Origin of the sequence: Sphingobacterium bovistauri, from assembly GCF_020295405.1 — a bacterium.
GTDB lineage: Bacteria > Bacteroidota > Bacteroidia > Sphingobacteriales > Sphingobacteriaceae > Sphingobacterium > Sphingobacterium bovistauri.
On record NZ_JADEYP010000017.1, the window covers coordinates 1 to 16,327 of the forward strand.

A 16,327-nucleotide genomic window follows, 5' to 3' on the forward strand; every position below is an offset into this window, starting at 1 on the left:
CTTAGGTGACATCTTCAATAAATGTAAGGATAAAAAAGTTGCTTTTACAAAGTTAGGACTGTGGCACAATCAAGTAGAAAATGCGGGAATTGCTTCATTTGAGAGTGTAGCAAAATCAATTGCTGCTCACCATCCTCAAATTCTACATTACTTCGACAATAGAAGTACAAACGCGTCCGCAGAATCCTTCAATGCAAAACTTAAGGCATTCAGGAGTATGTTTCGAGGTGTAAGAGATACTACCTTTTTCCTATACAGAGTGATGAAATTGTATGCTTAAAAATGATTATCCCCCCAAGGATTCAGCTTGATCCTCTAGTATACCATTTCATTTTTAAAATCTCCTTGAATATATCTGATTAACTAGTGTATGGAAGCTATAGTTTTTCTGTTTTCTCTAATTTATAGGTGATTCCAAAGTCTAAGGCGATTGGTTTAAAATTTCCCTGCAAGCCTCGCATTTGCCCAATACCTGATTGTATACCCCAATTTCCACCTAAAGAGCGCTCCAGTCCAAGTTGATATTGATATACAAGCCCACTACCCAAATTTATACCGCCGCCGCCTGCAGCTCCAAATAATAAATGTGCTTTTACAGTCCAATCTTCATTAATTAACTGTTTATTGTACCCTACGCCTAGTAATCCCTCTGCATAAGCTCCATATGAACCTTGGTACGCCCAAAATGTAGCTCCAATAGCTTCCAATCCATTACGTATTCGTTTCGAAAATTTAAAGCCAAGAAGATTGAATGCTTCATCATATGGATAACCATTTTTGTCTAATCGATCTGTAGAAAAATATACGCGATTAAGTAATGTAATATCAAATATGTGACGTTGATAATCATTGTTAGATAGTGAATATAGACGTTGAGTCTTTTTGGGAATTAAAAATTGGAACGCTTTAGAAACCCCCAATTCTAAAAATGTGCCCGAAAAATCCCCATCTGGTGACCATGTGTGACCTAGAGCCAATTTTGCATTTATTGAATTTCCTAAATTTTTTCTTAATCCAATGTTAGCTTGCACAATGCTACCCCCTCCAGTCGCTACGTCACCACCACCACTCGGGCCAGCAACTATTTGTGCATCCCAAGTAGTAGAAGATTTAAATAATTTATCTTCATATCCCAACCCAACCAAGTAGCTCATATACCCATCGATACCTCCAGATACTGCACCATGTAGCTTTAATGTGGCGTACCAGTTTTTTGTGAAAAATTGATCTAGGCCAACACCTATTAACGTGATTTCACCTGTTTTCTTTATTGGACTATTGTTACTTAGAGTTGGGTTATCATTCAAATGCAAATAATTTTGCCCTCCAACAGTTACGCGAAATTGTCGTGTGTTTTGTACAGAATCTTTTGTAGAAGGCGTAATGCGAATGCTTTTTGGTTTAATTGATCTGTAAAATGGTGACGAAAAACTTATCCCAAATTGGTATTGATGTCCTCCTAACTCTCCCGTTGGGAAATCTAATCTTGAATAACCACCGAAAATACTCATAGCATTAATATTGTAATGCATTTGTATGTGACCACGCGTAATCAAACCACCTCCATCTGGTGCACCACCACCACCACCACCACCTAAATATAATCCTGCATCAATTGATAATGGAGATTTACCAATTTGTTGGTGCCATCCGAAACCTGTACCAAAGGTAATAAGACCTGGACGAATTCCTTGAACTGCGGAATAGGAGTTTAACGATATATAAAATTGGGGTAGGGATTTCAAAAGAAATAAATCAGCTCCAATACCTAGCATCCCTAAATCCGGTTCATCTTGCACCTTTAATTTTTCAAAACTGGTACGGTAACGCATCTTTAATTTTTCAAATTCAATATGAATAGAATCAGGACTGCTGTAGAATGGGCGTGTAGCAGCACCGCTTTGTAGACTTATTAATAATACAAATACAGACGCTAATAAGTGTTTAGCAAATAGATTAAATATATACATTATTGTTTAGGTAGTGCACTAAAGGCAATTGTTCTTCTTTTTAGTAGCAATGTCTACCAAATAATTTCAAAAATGAAATAATTATTTTTAATAAAATATTCTTTGATAACTCAAAAAGAACTATCATTATTTTTTAAATTGATTTGGCAATTCAAAAATAGGGTTTTTATTGAATTATAATAGGGTATTCTTGTATATAAAAGCTATTATTCTTTTTAATTTTTAACGATTTAAAAATTAGACATCCATATAATGGATAGGGGTTTCTACATCGTGAAATTGTTCTCTTGATAAATACAAAAACTATAATATTAGCTGTATAGTGAAATTCATTGTAATCAATAGTAGTTATTCTAGCTTGACTAGTTGCCCAGCGCTAAGAGTTACATAGTAATATTATACGTTTTTTATTAATGGGATTTTTGTCAATGAATTCAACTCATTCTGAAAAATAATCTTGCGATATTTTACGTGATGGTTTCATGAAATGATTAGTGAACAAAGCAGATGTTGCTTCTGTTACATCATTATTTTATGGCTAATATTTCTTTTATTAGTTCCGTATGTGTTGAAAGACCATTCGAATAATCAATGAAGAATCGTGTTTGCCATTTTTGAGTTTTTTGGGCCTGTTTGTTTCCAGTTTCTGTCCAACTCGGGTAAACTCTAAAACCTCGTTTTCCTTCTTTTACATCCGTAGAAAGAATTTGTCTTTTCGTTAATTCAAGTCTAGGGAATAGAAATAATCCTTGATTTTGATGATCTTCTGTTAAGACAACGTAGAAATCAAAATCATCAGAAGCTTTTAAAGGTTCTGTTATGTTTTCACTATTTCTTTTCCATAAAGTAACAAACTGACCAACTTTTTTTGGTGTAATTTTGGCTTTTCTGAATTTGAATTTCAAATGTGCAAGTTCAAAATTGTAACCGAAATATTCTTTTGATTCATGCTCTTCGATGATATTAGAAATCTGAGATTGTGTGGTCTCAAAAAGTAGCTTTTCTGTATTTACTAATTCAATAATCATTATTAAAATTCCCAATTTACATCAGCACAGACTATGCTGTAATTTACAAAAATAAGAAAAGTGGAAATATAAAAGGCTGTTGCTGATTAAAATGCAAAAGCTTCTTATTTGTCCCTAAAACCCGTGTTTTGCTAATACAATGTTATGCGATCGCTTTTCTGTTTTCAATAATTTGTTTCTTTAATTCGTTTTCAATGTTTGTCCAGATTGTTCGATGTGTTAAAATTAGTTTACTGTTATACTCTTTGTCCGCTATGTCAATTATATGCTTAAACCAATCGTAGTAACTCCATTCTCTTGGCTTTGGTGAATAAAGAAATAATTCTTTTTCGTCCCAATGCACTTCGGTTGCAGTTCTGTATATTAGAGTAAAACGTTCATTTTTTGGTCGAATAAAAAGTCGTTCGTGTCTATCAATTCCAATTTCAACAATTTCGTCTTGTCTTTTTCCAACTGATTTCGCTTTTAATAGGTCGAAGAAAATTCTACCTACATAAAGTTTTAATTTCGGGAATTTGCGTCTGTAATATTCATTCCAATAACTTATCATTCGGCTTTCTGTCTGCTGATAGTATTTTGAATTTTCGATCGCAAACCGTTTATAGTTTTCCAATTTATTGTCGTCAAGTTGTTTATCTAATACTTCTAATATTTCGATAACGTATTCCCCTAAAAGCTGAAATGTAAAAGGTGTAATCCAATATTCGCTGTTCTCAATTTTTTCCAAGCGACTTTGTCTTATATATCCGTTATGGTGTCGTAGAAAAATACAATTCAGAATTGATTTTTGTCGGTTATTAAGTGTTCGTTCCTTTTCGATTTCAGGTTCGTTAAAATAAATCCTGTATGGTATTGTCAAAAGTTCTCCGTCAAGATTGACTGTTTGAAAGTCAGGATGAATTAGGTTTTCTACCTTGTGAATTTGCCCGTCACATAATTTTACATCGTTCACGTCAAAGGGTAAAATATCCAAAACACTTTCAACATCTTTCTTCAAAGTCTGAGGAAAAGCGTTGAGAAGGATTTCTCTATATTTTGAATATTTATTTCCTTTAAACCAGTTTATCATTTTCGGTCGGTCGTTTTAAAGTGTCGCATAACGTACCGGCGGCTTGGCGCAGTTTCGATCGAGCTTGCTCGAGCTTGAAATTGCGCCAAACCGTCTGATGTGCGAAGGTACGCGAAGCGACCGAGTGCATCAGGCGGTGCAAGCCGCCGGTACGATGATACGAAAGGAGCGAAGCGTATTTCGTATCATCATTATTATATACGCAATATAGTATTATTTCTTAGAAGTGTAAAATAGCGCGTAACCACCTGTTGTGCAGTTGATTGGTTTTTAATTGGTTGTTGCGCATTTGTAATAATGTTACCATTTAAAGTTAAATCTTTATTACAAATGCGCAGTGCATTTTATAGGTTAAAATACTTATTTAAGACATGCTTTAAATCATCAGGAGTGTCTATCGCATCATTTGAATGTTCAGATATAGCTGTCTGGATTTTGTAGCCATTGTCTATCCAGCGCAATTGTTCAAGCGATTCCATCGTTTCTAGATCGGATAGGGGTAATGTGGTCAACTGATGTAATACATCAATGCGATAGCCGTAGATACCAATATGATTGTAGTATGGTCTATGTGACAGCCATTCGTTAATTTTCTTACCTCGTAAATATGGTACAGCCTGTCTAGAAAAATAGATAGCCTCACCTTTACGATTTAGGACAACTTTAGGCTTATTCTCATTTAGTAATTCATCTTCTGACTCTACACGACGAATCAAGGTAGCAATTTCTGTATTTGTGTTTTTGAAGCAGGAAACCAATAAATCTATCTGTTGCGGATCGATAAATGGCTCATCGCCTTGAATGTTAATCGCTACATCAAAACCGATCAAGTTTGCAGCTACCTCAGCACAGCGATCAGTACCTGATTGATGATCTTTGCTGGTCATCATGACATTGCCGGCGAAGCTTTTGACATGTTCATATATGCGTTGATCATCCGTAGCGACGATAACTTCGGATAGGGAAGAAGCGTGTTTGGCTTGGCTATAGACACGTTGAATCATACTTTGTCCAGCTATATCAACTAGAGGTTTGCCTGGAAAACGACTTGAGTCATATCGTGCAGGAATGATACCGATTATTTTCATATCCGAAAATAAGGTAATAATCTGTAAAAAAAAATAGCCAGCAAAAATGCTGGCTATTCCGATTTGATATATTAAGGTTGATTAGTTACTAGTGAATGAATAATAGCTCTCTTAATTTTGGTAAAGGCCATTTTGCATCGTCAACAATTTTTTCCAATTTATTCACGTGGTAACGGATTTCATCGAAATAAGGTTTTACAGCTTCGTCATAAGCAATTGATCTTTCGCGGATATCATCGATGTTATTTGCTTTTTTACGCTCTTGACGCATCGCTTCAGCTTTCTCTAAGATTGTATTTGTATGTTTAGAGATGCGTTCTACTAAGTTCAATTGTGAAGAATAAGCTTCTTTGCTTAATCCTAAATCTTGAAGACCTTTTACATTTTTGATCAACTCGTTTTGGTAAGTGAAACAAGCAGGCGCGATTTGGCTATTTACTACATCACCGATTACACGTGCCTCGATTTGTAATTTCTTGTAGAAGTTTTCTAACAAGATCTCGTGACGCGCTTCTGACTCACGTTTTGTGTAGATTCCTAATCTTTCGAATAATTCTAAAGACTCTTCTTTTACGTATACATCTAATGCTTTAGGCGTAGATTTGATGTTAGACAAACCTCTAGCTTCAGCTTCAGTAGCCCACTCGTCGCTGTAGCCATTTCCTTCAAAACGGATAGCTTTCGAATCTTTGATGTATTTGCGGATTACGTTTAAGATCGCAAGATCTTTTTTCGTTCCTTTTTTGATTTGTTTATCTACTTCAATTTTGAATTCGATCAATTGAGCCGCTACGATAGCGTTCAAAATCGTCATTGGCAATGCAGAATTCGCTGATGAACCTACTGCACGGAATTCGAACTTGTTACCAGTGAATGCAAAAGGTGAAGTACGGTTACGGTCTGTAGTATCCAATCTCAATTCAGGGATTTTAGGGATACCATGCCATAAGTTTGTTTCAGCTTTTACTTTTTTCGCTACGCGTGCTGATTCTACTTCTTCTAAGATTTCGTCTAATTGAGAACCTAAGAAGATGGATATAATAGCTGGAGGAGCCTCATTAGCACCTAGACGGTGATCATTGGAGTGACTCGCTATAGACGCACGTAATAAGTCTGCATACTCATAAACAGCTTTAATAGTGTTTACGAAGAATGTCAAGAACATCAAGTTGTTTTTAGGTGTTTTGCCTGGTGACAACAAGTTTACGCCTGTATTGGTGATTAATGACCAGTTGTTGTGTTTACCTGATCCATTAACACCTGAATATGGTTTCTCGTGTAATAATACTTTGAAGTTGTGACGGATAGCTACTTGCTCCATTACATTCATCAACAATTGGTTGTGATCGATTGCCAAGTTGATTTCTTCGTACATCGGTGCACACTCAAATTGAGAAGGAGCAACCTCATTGTGACGAGTTTTTAATGGAATACCTAATTTCAAAGATTCATTTTCTAAGTCTACCATGAATGCCAATACACGCTCAGGAATAGCTCCGAAGTAATGATCTTCTAATTGTTGACCTTTTGCAGACATGTGACCGAATAATGTACGACCTGTCAATTGTAAGTCAGGACGAGCATTGTATAAAGCTAAGTCTACTAAGAAATATTCTTGTTCGATACCTAAAGAAGCATTTACTTTAGATACTTGTTTGTCAAAATATTGTGCTACATCAGTTGCTGCTTTATCTATGGAAGCGATAGCTTTCAATAAAGGAGCTTTGTAGTCTAAGGATTCACCTGTGTAAGAAACGAATACTGTAGGGATACATAAGGTCTTGCCTGCAGGAGTTTCGTAAATAAATGCTGGAGATGAAGGATCCCAAGCAGTGTAACCACGTGCTTCGAATGTATTACGGATACCACCATTAGGGAATGATGAAGCATCTGGCTCTTGTTGTACTAATGCATCACCAGTGAATTTTTCGATAGCATCACCATTATCATCAGGTTCGAAGAATGCATCGTGTTTCTCCGCTGTAGTCCCTGTTAATGGCTGAAACCAGTGCGTATAGTGAGAAGCACCATTTTCGATAGACCAAGTCTTCATCGCTTGCGAAATCACATCAGCTAACTCGCGAGAAATTTGCGTTCCTTCTTCAATAGCTTTACTAAGTTCTTTGAAAGTAGATTTTGGTAAGTAAGCTTGCATTTTAGCAGGCGTGAACACATTCTTTCCATAAATGTTAATGGCTCTTTTTGTGCTTACTTTTTCTTCTGGTAACGCTGTTCTTGAGGCTGCAGCGTTTACGGATTCGAATCTGAAGTTTGACATCTTATGTTTGTTTGGTTGTATTTTTATTATCTGTATTGATTAATGATGACCAAAAATACATTATGATTTTAGAATTTTATAATTTTTTTGAAAATTTTTACAAAAAATGCTCAAAAATTGTCTTTTTGAAGATATATGTGCTGTGAAATTCATTTTTTTTAAGTGAAATTCATTTTTTTTGTTAAAAAATGTTCTAAAATTTGATTTTTGAATACTTACTTGCAAAAAATGTCTATTTATATTTTTTATTATGTCAACATATATATAGTAAAAAAATACGATCATTTAGGTTAGTGACTAATGAAATAAAGGTTAAGAAGTTTTTGCACCATATTAGGTGTGGGATGTTTATAGTATAGAATACTAAAAGTTTGTTTACTTATTATCTATAAGTGTGTATATGCATGTATAAAGATAAACCCCAAAAGTTAAATCTAACTTTTGGGGTTTATAGTAACATATTATTAAGCCCTTTTTAATATTATGTGTGATTTTAAGTTATCGTTTACAGTCTGCAAACCATGTCTTCCCATCTTTTGTATAACTGATATTCAAATTTGATGCCGAAATAGAAATATTTCCTAAAGCACCATCATTTAGAATAATAATGTTACCTTCTCCTTTCTTCATTTTGATTCCATTAAGAGAAGGAATAGCGTCAGAAAAGTTAAAATTATACGTGTCGCCTACTTTTGCTACCGTTACTGAGCCAGTTGTAGAAGATTTAACTTCATTAAGTCCTTCGTTGTAACGGACTGTGCCATTGTATTTACCAACAAATAAATCGTTATCCGTTGGATCATCATCTTTACTACAAGATGAGAATGCAAAGAAAGTAATAAATAGCAAGCTTAAAATTTTGATAGTGTTTTTCATAATGTCTAATTAGTGTGTAACAAAAATTTTATAAATCAATGATTTAAAAACAACCATTATGCCATTGCTATATAGACACCCTTATTTAACATTATTTTAACATATTATTGTTGAATCATAATAAATTTAAAAGAGTTTTAGTTGTACAGTATTGTTACTATGTCTTTCAATATCTGCAAATTCAAAGGCTTTCATGTTCAATTTATTTTTAACACAATGTAATTTAAAAATATCTCTAATAATTGAAGCTACTTTACCTGAGCCTTTCATACGTTCACTGAAGTTTGAGTTATTGACTTGTCCGTTGTGACAGCTAAGAATTGAATTCCAAATCTTAGCTGAGCGTTCAGGATAGGCCATTGTCAACCAATCCTTAAAAATCTCACCAATTTGACCATTTAGTCGAACAATTATATAGTTCGCCCATTGTGCACCTGCATCCGCTGCTGATTTTAAGACACTGGGGATTTCGGTATCTGTTAGGCCTGGAATAATGGGGGCTACATTGACACCCATAGGAATATTACAATACGCCAATTCTTCTATTACTCGCAGACGTTGCTTGGCAGTTACTGTTCTTGGTTCGATTTTTTGCCTTGTCTCTTCTGTTAGGGAGTTTATGGAGATAAATATTTTTACTAACCCCAATTTAGCCAAGTCAGCTAGTATATCTTTGTCTCTAAGAATAAGTGCATTTTTCGTGATAATACTGATCGGTTGTTTGTATTGTATAGCAATTTTTAAGATTTCCCGTGTCAGTTCCATTTTACGCTCGATTGGTTGATAACAATCTGTATTCCCAGAAAGATGAATGGGAGTAAAATTCCAGTTTTTTCGAGACACAAAATGTTCGAATAGCTCTATAGCATTAGATTTAACGATTATTTTGCGTTCAAAATCTAATCCAGAACCTAAAGCCCAATATTGATGAGAATTGCGGGCATAACAATATATGCAGCCATGTTCGCATCCTTGGTAAGGATTAGCTGAAAATTCCATGCCTACATCCGGACTCTCTACTTTGTGAACTAAGGATTTTGCTTCAGAAGGTATGAATATAGTTCTGTTTGACTCTTCATCATATGAGTCAATTCCTTCATGATGAAACTTTCCGTATACATCATGAACGAATTTGTTGTGCGGATTATATTGAGCACCTCTACCTTTTAGATATTCTTTACCTTCCATATGAAGATAAAAATACTAAAAATTTTAGTAAATAAATCTTATAAAGTTTTTAAATAATTATAAATTTCAATTTGAGAACGACATACATCTTTGTCATTTGTGATATATTCATTACTCAATAGATTATTTAATCGACGAGCTTTTACATTATCCTTCAGTTGGATGTTTAAAATATCAAGAAGTTGAGCTTTGATTTTTTTGTCGTTTATTCTGATTGCAGCCTCAATTCTATAGTCTAAATTCCTTGTCATCCAATCGGCAGATGAAATGTACATGGCTTCTTGACCAGCTTGATAGAAATATAAGACACGAGCATGTTCTAAGTACTCATCAACTATACTAATAGCTTCAATAGGACATTTGAAGGTGTTTTGATTTACTGCACAATAAATTCCGCGGATAATTAATTGAACTTGTACACCAGCGTCTGCAGCTTCATATAATTTCTTTATGAGTAATTTGTCACTCAATGAATTTATTTTGATAATGATATGTGCTTTTCTACCCTCTAGAGCTTCTTGAATTTCTTTGTCAATATGAGCCGACAATTGATCCCGCATATCAGTAGGAGAGAAGAGTAGTCCTTTTCCCGAAACTAAATGTTCTGTTATGTCCAATTTTGGTTTCCTTAGTACTTGGAAGACTTTGTTTATATCTGCCATGACCGCTCTATTGCTTGTTAGTAAGCAATAGTCTCCATATAGTTTTGCTGTTTTTTCGTTGATATTGCCTGTGCTCACAAAACCATATTGTATGGTTTTGTTGTTTACACGTTTTTTAATAATACCCAATTTGGCATGAACTTTTTTGTTTGGAATTCCTACTAGTACTTTGATACCTTCAGTTTCAAATCGTTCTTTCCAATATAAATTATGCTGCTCGTCAAAACGAGCACGCAATTCTAGCATAACAGTTACCTGCTTTCCATTGCGGTGCGCATTAACTAGGGCATTTCCTATTTTGGATTTTGAAGCAAGTCTATAAGCCGTAATTTGTATAGATGTTACATCAGGGTCTATAGCCGCTTCACGTAGCAAGTCTATGATATGGTCAAAGCTATGGTACGGAAATGCTAAAAGAATATCTTTTTGTTTGATGACATCGGCTATACGATTAGTATTTGCTAATGCTGGATGTAAAAATGATGTTCGTTCAATAGGTGTATTATGTTTTTTGAAGACATTGGGAAAATTCATAAAATCTTTGAAATTATGAATCTTCTGACCAGGAATGATGCTGTCTTTTTTCGAAATTCCAATTTTCTTAATAAGGAACTCTACTAAATTTTGACTCATATTTTCATCAAAAACAAAGCGTGTAGGCTTTCCTTTTCTACGATTCTTGACCGCTTTGGCAATTTTTTCTGCGATGTCTGTGTTAATGTCGTTGTCTAAGTCAAACTCCGCATCACGTGTGATTTTAAAAGCATGTGCTTTAAAGTCGTCAAATCCAAAGAACGAAAATATATACGGTAAATTGAACTTAATAATATCCTCTAAGAGGATTACATGCACTTCATTTTTGGGAGATGGCAATATGGTAAACCGAGAGACAAATTCTGTAGGAATTTCAATGATAGCAAACTTGGTTTCATAATTCCAGTCCTTCATTTTCATCGCTACGCCTAGATACAATGATTTGTCTCGTATGTATGGCATAGGTTTGTTTTCATCCAGAAGTATTGGAATTAAGTCGGATTCCACCTCATTAATGTAGAAGTCTTTTACAAATTTTTGTTGTTCATCCGAAAGATTGTCAGTTGTTTTGATGTATACATGCTCTTTGGACATTTCTTTTTGGATATTCATCCATACTTTATCAAACTTCTTCTGTTGTTTGTTAAGTTTGGAGTTCAATTCATCCAATATAAGTTGTGGTTTTTCAAAGAAAATACTCTTAGCCTCCTTTTCATCGACCAATAGTGCACGCTTTAATCCAGCAACACGAACACGGAAAAATTCGTCAAGATTGTTAGAAAAAATACCTAAAAATTTAATTCTAGAAATTAGGGGGACAGTTTGGTCTGCGGCCTCTTGTAGTACTCGACCATTGAAACTCAACCAACTAATATCTCTAGGTATATATTTTCTTCCCATACTAAATTATATCAATTCAAATGTATTCTTTGCGTGTTGTTTTACTGTTAATTTCGTGTTAACTAATCGTTAGAGCCTCTTCTTTTTATAATATTTATTGCTTCATATTTTGAAGTATCGTAGTGTGGAGGTTCCAATGTTAGGGTAGTGGGATATGGTTTATTCTTATCAAAAAAGAAAACTCGTGTTACGCTATTAAAATCGTTTGTCGGAAATAATTCAGCACAAGCTTCGTATTTTGCGTTGGACAAATCACCCACAGTAACTGCATAAATTCGTTCAACTCCGCCTTTGTTTTGTTCGTTGCGCACAAAGGCAACCTCTTCAAACTCTCCTGGAATATCACCAATGCTTGGTTGGCTATAGCTATCCCAAATCATGTATCCCAATATTAAAATAAGAGGTATAGCAACGAGCCATACCTTTTTAGATTTCTTCATGTTATGTATTATAAACTAATCTGAATGTTTAATAATTTATAGAATTCTTTTAATATTTCTTGATGACCAGGCCATGCAGGAGAGGTCACTAAATTTCCATCTACTACAGCTTGGTCAGCAGGAATGTTTTTCCAAGTTCCACCTGCTAATTCAATGTCTGGTCCAACAGCCACATAAGCGGTCAATGTTCTTCCTCGCAATACTTTTGCAGAAGTCAATACTTGAATGCCATGACAAATGGCAGCAACAGGTTTATTTGCTTCAAAGAAATGTTGGACGATTTCAATCACACGTTTATTTAAACGAATATATTCAGCTGAACGTCCTCCAGCGATGTATAAGCCATCGTAATCCGCTGGATTGACAGCTTCAAAATCTTTATTGATACCGAAATTATGTCCTCTTAGTTCTTTATAGGTTTGGTCACCCGTAAAATCATGTACCGCAGTAGGTACCACATCACCCTTCTTGCGGTCTGGAGCAATAGCATCTACCTCGATTCCTATAGCACCCATCGCTTGAAATGGAACCATGGCTTCATAATCTTCTACATAATCACCAACAAGTAATAATATTTTCTTTGCCATTTTTTATCGATTTAAAAGTTATAGTAATACAACAATATTCGTTTAACTATTGTTTTGGCCATCTCCCTCAAACTTTTCTTTCAGCGTGCGTTTTGTTTTGCGCACCTTAGCTTCCAATTGACTACGTAGTAACATGTCTGTTATTCCTTTGCCTTCTTCAAAATTTTTATTGAATTCAGGAAGTGAAAATGTATCTAATACGTCTGCACCATCAAAAGGTAAGCGAGCTGTTGCAATACTCAAGACCGATTGACCCCCACGCGCTCCTGGACTAGTAGCTAATAGGAATACAGGTTTACCGTTGAAAATCTTGCGCCCCTTAATGCGCGACACCCAATCTATGATGTTTTTGTAGCAAGCGTTATAATTTCCATTATTCTCTGCATAGGAGATAAGTATAAAATCTGCCCAATCAATTTTAGCAGCGAAATCTAATGCTTGTTGCGGAATGCCAATCTCTGCTTCTAAATCAACAGAAAAAACAGGCATAACAAAATCATTCAAATCTAAGATTTCTTTTATATCGTCTGCTTCTTTGTAATATTTAGAAACACTTGTAACTAATTTTTTATTGATGGATTTGGAGCTATTGCTGGCTCCGAATGCTAATATTTTCATAAGTCTAAATTACTTAATGTGATTTTATAATCTGTAATACTCAAGTCAGAATTGTTGGTATGAAGTTAATAAAAAAGGGTTGATAAACATATCAACCCTTTCTATAATTTCTTGTTATTTATCTATTACACATTGAATCTGAAGTGCATGATATCACCATCTTCTACAATGTATGTTTTACCTTCTACACTTAATTTTCCAGCTTCTTTTACCGCACTTTCAGAACCGTATTGAATGAAGTCCGCATATTTAATTACTTCTGCACGGATAAAACCTTTTTCAAAGTCAGTGTGAATCACACCTGCAGCTTGCGGAGCTGTGAATCCCAATTCAATAGTCCAAGCACGTACCTCTTGTACACCAGCAGTGAAATATGTCGCTAAGTCTAATAACGAGTAAGCAGCACGAATCAATTTGTAAACACCTGATTCTTCTAAACCCAAATCGTCTAAGAACATTTGACGCTCTTCGTAGCTTTCTAATTGTGCTATTTCAGACTCAATTTGTGCAGAGATAATTAGTACCTGTGCTTTCTCATCCTTTACAGCTTCTTTTACGCGATCAACGTAAGAATTACCTGTGTTTACAGATGCTTCATCCACATTACAAACGTATAAAACTGGTTTTATAGTTAATAAAGTAAGGTCAGCGATATATTCAAAATCTTCTTCTGAGATAGCTGCTGTACGAGCCGATTTACCAGCTTCTAAATGTTCTTTAACAACAGAAAGGATTTCGAACGTTTTCTTTGCGTCTTTATCACCCCCCGTTTTTGCCATTTTCTCTACCTTTTGAATACGTTTTACTACGGTATCCAAATCCTTCAATTGAAGCTCCGTATCGATGATTTCTTTATCACGAATAGGGTCAACAGAACCATCTACGTGAATGACATTTCCATCATCAAAACAACGCAATACGTGAATGATAGCATTTGTTGTACGGATATTGCCTAAGAATTGGTTACCAAGACCTTCACCTTTAGATGCTCCTTTTACTAAACCAGCGATATCTACAATTTCGATCGTGTTAGGAACGATACGTTGTGGATTTACAAGTTCAGCTAATTTATTAAGACGTTCATCAGGTACAGTGATGACACCTACGTTTGGTTCTATTGTACAGAATGGAAAGTTTGCTGCCTGTGCCTTTGCATTAGACAAACAGTTAAATAATGTCGATTTACCTACGTTTGGTAGGCCTACGATACCACATTGTAAAGCCATAAATTCTTTATGCTGTAAGATTTTAAAATTTGTGCAAAGATAACAAAATACTGTGATACTCCTTTATTTACTTTTAATTGCTTGTGGATGTGAATTTTGACTCTTCTTTACATTTTTTAACACTTTTCCGATTAATCTTTTCGTAATACTATGTAGTCATAATATTCAAAATAAACATAATTTAAAAGGAGGTTACTATGAAAAAGCTACTTTACATTACATTATTAATTGGGGGATTATTTATTGCAAAATCTTCAAGTGCACAAGTCAGTGTAAATATAAATATAGGGGCACAACCACTATGGGGACCTGTTGGCTACGATTATGTTCGTTTCTATTATATTCCGGCAATAGATGCTTATTATAACGTCGGATCACGTAGGTATACCTATTTTCAGGGCAATAGATGGGTTACAAAATCAAAGCTTCCTGGTCGCTATCGTAATTTTGACTTATATCGTACACATAAAGTAGTTATCAATGATCATAATCCTTGGAATCATCATAGACGTCACAGAAGTGAGTATGGAAGATACTCATCATATCATAATCAACCCGTATTAAGGGATGTTCGTCACCATAGATATGAAGTAAATAGACGTTCGTCAAAGGATATGAAACATCATGGTAAATCACATAAAGAAAGTAGAAAGAATAGAAATCATAGACATGACAATCGTCGATAAATACTGAATATTTAATAAAACAAATTCTTTGAAGAATAAGTTTGAGTCGGTTTTTAGTACACTAAAAACCGACTTTTTTATTTGTAGCTTTTTCATTACTTATGACATATAAATAGTATTTATAAATTGTGCTTGTCAAGTTTTTTCTTTTATTTTTGTAAAAATTAATACATTCTATAATGTTGAAAATAAATGAGGGTTTGTTGACTTTGTGTGCAATTACTCTCGCGTCTCTAAGTTTTTTTTCTTGTCAAAATATTTCTAATTCCGCATTCGGATCGCAGAAAATAGATTCTATAGTAGAGAATTTGGAAGTTATCATTTTTGACAAGCCGACTCTTCATGCTAAATGGGATTCTCTTCGTAAAAATCAGTTGAAGTTTACAGTAGATAGTTTGAATCCTGTAGATAAAAAAACACAAAAGAGGAGACTTAAGGATTCTTTAAGAAGAGAATTTGATAAACACCCCAAACATATTTATTTAACGTTTGACGATGGCCCTTTAGTTGGAAGTAGGGCTATTGACTCGCTGGCGAGGGCTAAGAAAATTAAAGTAAATGCTTTTGTGGTAGGAAGACATTCTGCAATGGGCAAGTATAGGCTTCGTGATTTGAATTTATATATCGAAAATCCTTTAGTAGCAGTGTATAACCACAGCTACACACACGGTTATAACAGGTTGCAAACTTTCTATAGTAATAGTCAAAAGGCATTTCAGGATTTTAAAAAAAATGAAGAGCTTATAAAATTTGATAGTAAAGTTGCACGTCTACCAGGTAGAAATATTTGGGTATATGATAATGAGCGCAAAATAGATATTCAAAATGCTGCTCCTACGGCTGATTCATTATTTAAAGATGGTTATAAAATATTTGGTTGGGATGTAGAATGGCGGTTAAATAGTGTATCTGGTACAACAAATGTACCTGTTGAATCAATATTCAATAAAATCGTAAATTTCATGGATAACAAATCCTCAAAGGAACCTAATAATGTAGTTTTCTTGATGCATGATGACATGTTTCAAACGAGATCAGGTCAAAAACTGTTAAATGATTTGGTAGATAAATTGATTGCAAAAGGGTACAAGTTTGAGTTTATGGAAGATTATCCAGTAAAATATTAAAAGTTCAATCTTTAATAATAAGGCATATCTTCTGATATGCCTTATTTGTT

Annotated in this window: 15 protein-coding genes; 3 read left to right on the forward strand and 12 right to left on the reverse strand. The window is 34.6% G+C overall.

What is annotated here, in order from left to right; all coding sequences use genetic code 11:
* Positions 1–280: transposase (locus IPZ78_RS10050; protein WP_225553275.1), on the forward strand; the 280-nt coding region annotated here is incomplete at its 5' end.
* A gap of 97 nt (positions 281–377) precedes the next feature.
* Here the strand turns inward: IPZ78_RS10050 and IPZ78_RS10055 are convergent.
* The 12 genes from IPZ78_RS10055 to ychF form a co-directional block, all read right to left on the reverse strand.
* Positions 378–1,970, reverse strand: coding sequence for a hypothetical protein (locus IPZ78_RS10055; RefSeq protein WP_225553278.1), 1,593 nt, complete (start codon positions 1,968–1,970; stop codon positions 378–380).
* A gap of 527 nt (positions 1,971–2,497) precedes the next feature.
* Entirely contained in the window at positions 2,498–2,998 is a 501-nt protein-coding gene (locus IPZ78_RS10060; protein WP_225553280.1) for a MepB family protein, read from the reverse strand.
* 142 nt (positions 2,999–3,140) lie between these two features.
* Positions 3,141–4,067, reverse strand: a complete 927-nt coding sequence (locus IPZ78_RS10065) for a hypothetical protein (RefSeq protein WP_225553283.1) — start codon at positions 4,065–4,067, stop codon at positions 3,141–3,143.
* Between the two features lie 344 nt (positions 4,068–4,411).
* Positions 4,412–5,155, reverse strand: a complete 744-nt coding sequence (gene kdsB, locus IPZ78_RS10070; protein WP_225553285.1) for a 3-deoxy-manno-octulosonate cytidylyltransferase — start codon at positions 5,153–5,155, stop codon at positions 4,412–4,414.
* An 88-nt stretch (positions 5,156–5,243) separates the two neighbouring features.
* A complete protein-coding gene (locus IPZ78_RS10075) occupies positions 5,244–7,433 on the reverse strand; it encodes a glutamine synthetase III family protein (protein WP_225553287.1) in 2,190 nt (729 codons plus the stop codon).
* A 498-nt stretch (positions 7,434–7,931) separates the two neighbouring features.
* Positions 7,932–8,309: a hypothetical protein gene (locus tag IPZ78_RS10080; protein ID WP_225553289.1), complete on the reverse strand. Its 378-nt coding sequence runs from the start codon at positions 8,307–8,309 to the stop codon at positions 7,932–7,934.
* Between the two features lie 126 nt (positions 8,310–8,435).
* Positions 8,436–9,497: a PA0069 family radical SAM protein gene (locus IPZ78_RS10085; RefSeq protein WP_225553290.1), complete on the reverse strand. Its 1,062-nt coding sequence runs from the start codon at positions 9,495–9,497 to the stop codon at positions 8,436–8,438.
* Positions 9,498–9,535: 38 nt separating this feature from the next.
* Entirely contained in the window at positions 9,536–11,593 is a 2,058-nt protein-coding gene (ppk1, locus tag IPZ78_RS10090) for a polyphosphate kinase 1 (protein WP_225553292.1), read from the reverse strand.
* A 62-nt stretch (positions 11,594–11,655) separates the two neighbouring features.
* The gene (locus tag IPZ78_RS10095) at positions 11,656–12,033 is read right to left on the reverse strand and encodes a hypothetical protein (RefSeq protein WP_225553294.1); all 378 of its coding nucleotides are present in this window, start codon (positions 12,031–12,033) and stop codon (positions 11,656–11,658) included.
* An 8-nt stretch (positions 12,034–12,041) separates the two neighbouring features.
* A complete protein-coding gene (locus IPZ78_RS10100; RefSeq protein ID WP_225553296.1) occupies positions 12,042–12,620 on the reverse strand; it encodes a DJ-1/PfpI family protein in 579 nt (192 codons plus the stop codon).
* Positions 12,621–12,662: 42 nt separating this feature from the next.
* Positions 12,663–13,238, reverse strand: coding sequence for an NADPH-dependent FMN reductase (locus IPZ78_RS10105; RefSeq protein WP_225553297.1), 576 nt, complete (start codon positions 13,236–13,238; stop codon positions 12,663–12,665).
* Positions 13,239–13,363: 125 nt separating this feature from the next.
* Positions 13,364–14,464, reverse strand: a complete 1,101-nt coding sequence (gene ychF, locus IPZ78_RS10110) for a redox-regulated ATPase YchF (protein ID WP_225553299.1) — start codon at positions 14,462–14,464, stop codon at positions 13,364–13,366.
* Positions 14,465–14,661: 197 nt separating this feature from the next.
* Here ychF and IPZ78_RS10115 point away from each other — a divergent pair, with 197 nt between their 5' ends.
* Both IPZ78_RS10115 and IPZ78_RS10120 read left to right on the forward strand, forming a co-directional pair.
* A complete protein-coding gene (locus IPZ78_RS10115) occupies positions 14,662–15,150 on the forward strand; it encodes a hypothetical protein (protein ID WP_225553300.1) in 489 nt (162 codons plus the stop codon).
* Between the two features lie 179 nt (positions 15,151–15,329).
* Positions 15,330–16,277, forward strand: coding sequence for a polysaccharide deacetylase family protein (locus tag IPZ78_RS10120; protein ID WP_225553302.1), 948 nt, complete (start codon positions 15,330–15,332; stop codon positions 16,275–16,277).
* The last annotated feature ends 50 nt before the right edge of the window (positions 16,278–16,327 follow it).

Bases quoted from the DNA above. Each gene is read 5' to 3' on its own strand.
- IPZ78_RS10085 (WP_225553290.1), bottom strand. From the start codon at position 9,497: ATGGAAGGTAAAGAATATCTAAAAGGTAGAGGTGCTCAATATAATCCG.
- IPZ78_RS10080 (WP_225553289.1), bottom strand. From the start codon at position 8,309: ATGAAAAACACTATCAAAATTTTAAGCTTGCTATTTATTACTTTCTTT.
- ppk1 (WP_225553292.1), bottom strand. From the start codon at position 11,593: ATGGGAAGAAAATATATACCTAGAGATATTAGTTGGTTGAGTTTCAAT.
- IPZ78_RS10105 (WP_225553297.1), bottom strand. From the start codon at position 13,238: ATGAAAATATTAGCATTCGGAGCCAGCAATAGCTCCAAATCCATCAAT.
- IPZ78_RS10055 (WP_225553278.1), bottom strand. From the start codon at position 1,970: ATGTATATATTTAATCTATTTGCTAAACACTTATTAGCGTCTGTATTT.
- ychF (WP_225553299.1), bottom strand. From the start codon at position 14,464: ATGGCTTTACAATGTGGTATCGTAGGCCTACCAAACGTAGGTAAATCG.
- IPZ78_RS10075 (WP_225553287.1), bottom strand. From the start codon at position 7,433: ATGTCAAACTTCAGATTCGAATCCGTAAACGCTGCAGCCTCAAGAACA.
- IPZ78_RS10120 (WP_225553302.1), top strand. From the start codon at position 15,330: ATGTTGAAAATAAATGAGGGTTTGTTGACTTTGTGTGCAATTACTCTC.
- IPZ78_RS10065 (WP_225553283.1), bottom strand. From the start codon at position 4,067: ATGATAAACTGGTTTAAAGGAAATAAATATTCAAAATATAGAGAAATC.
- IPZ78_RS10095 (WP_225553294.1), bottom strand. From the start codon at position 12,033: ATGAAGAAATCTAAAAAGGTATGGCTCGTTGCTATACCTCTTATTTTA.
- IPZ78_RS10060 (WP_225553280.1), bottom strand. From the start codon at position 2,998: ATGATTATTGAATTAGTAAATACAGAAAAGCTACTTTTTGAGACCACA.
- IPZ78_RS10100 (WP_225553296.1), bottom strand. From the start codon at position 12,620: ATGGCAAAGAAAATATTATTACTTGTTGGTGATTATGTAGAAGATTAT.
- IPZ78_RS10115 (WP_225553300.1), top strand. From the start codon at position 14,662: ATGAAAAAGCTACTTTACATTACATTATTAATTGGGGGATTATTTATT.
- kdsB (WP_225553285.1), bottom strand. From the start codon at position 5,155: ATGAAAATAATCGGTATCATTCCTGCACGATATGACTCAAGTCGTTTT.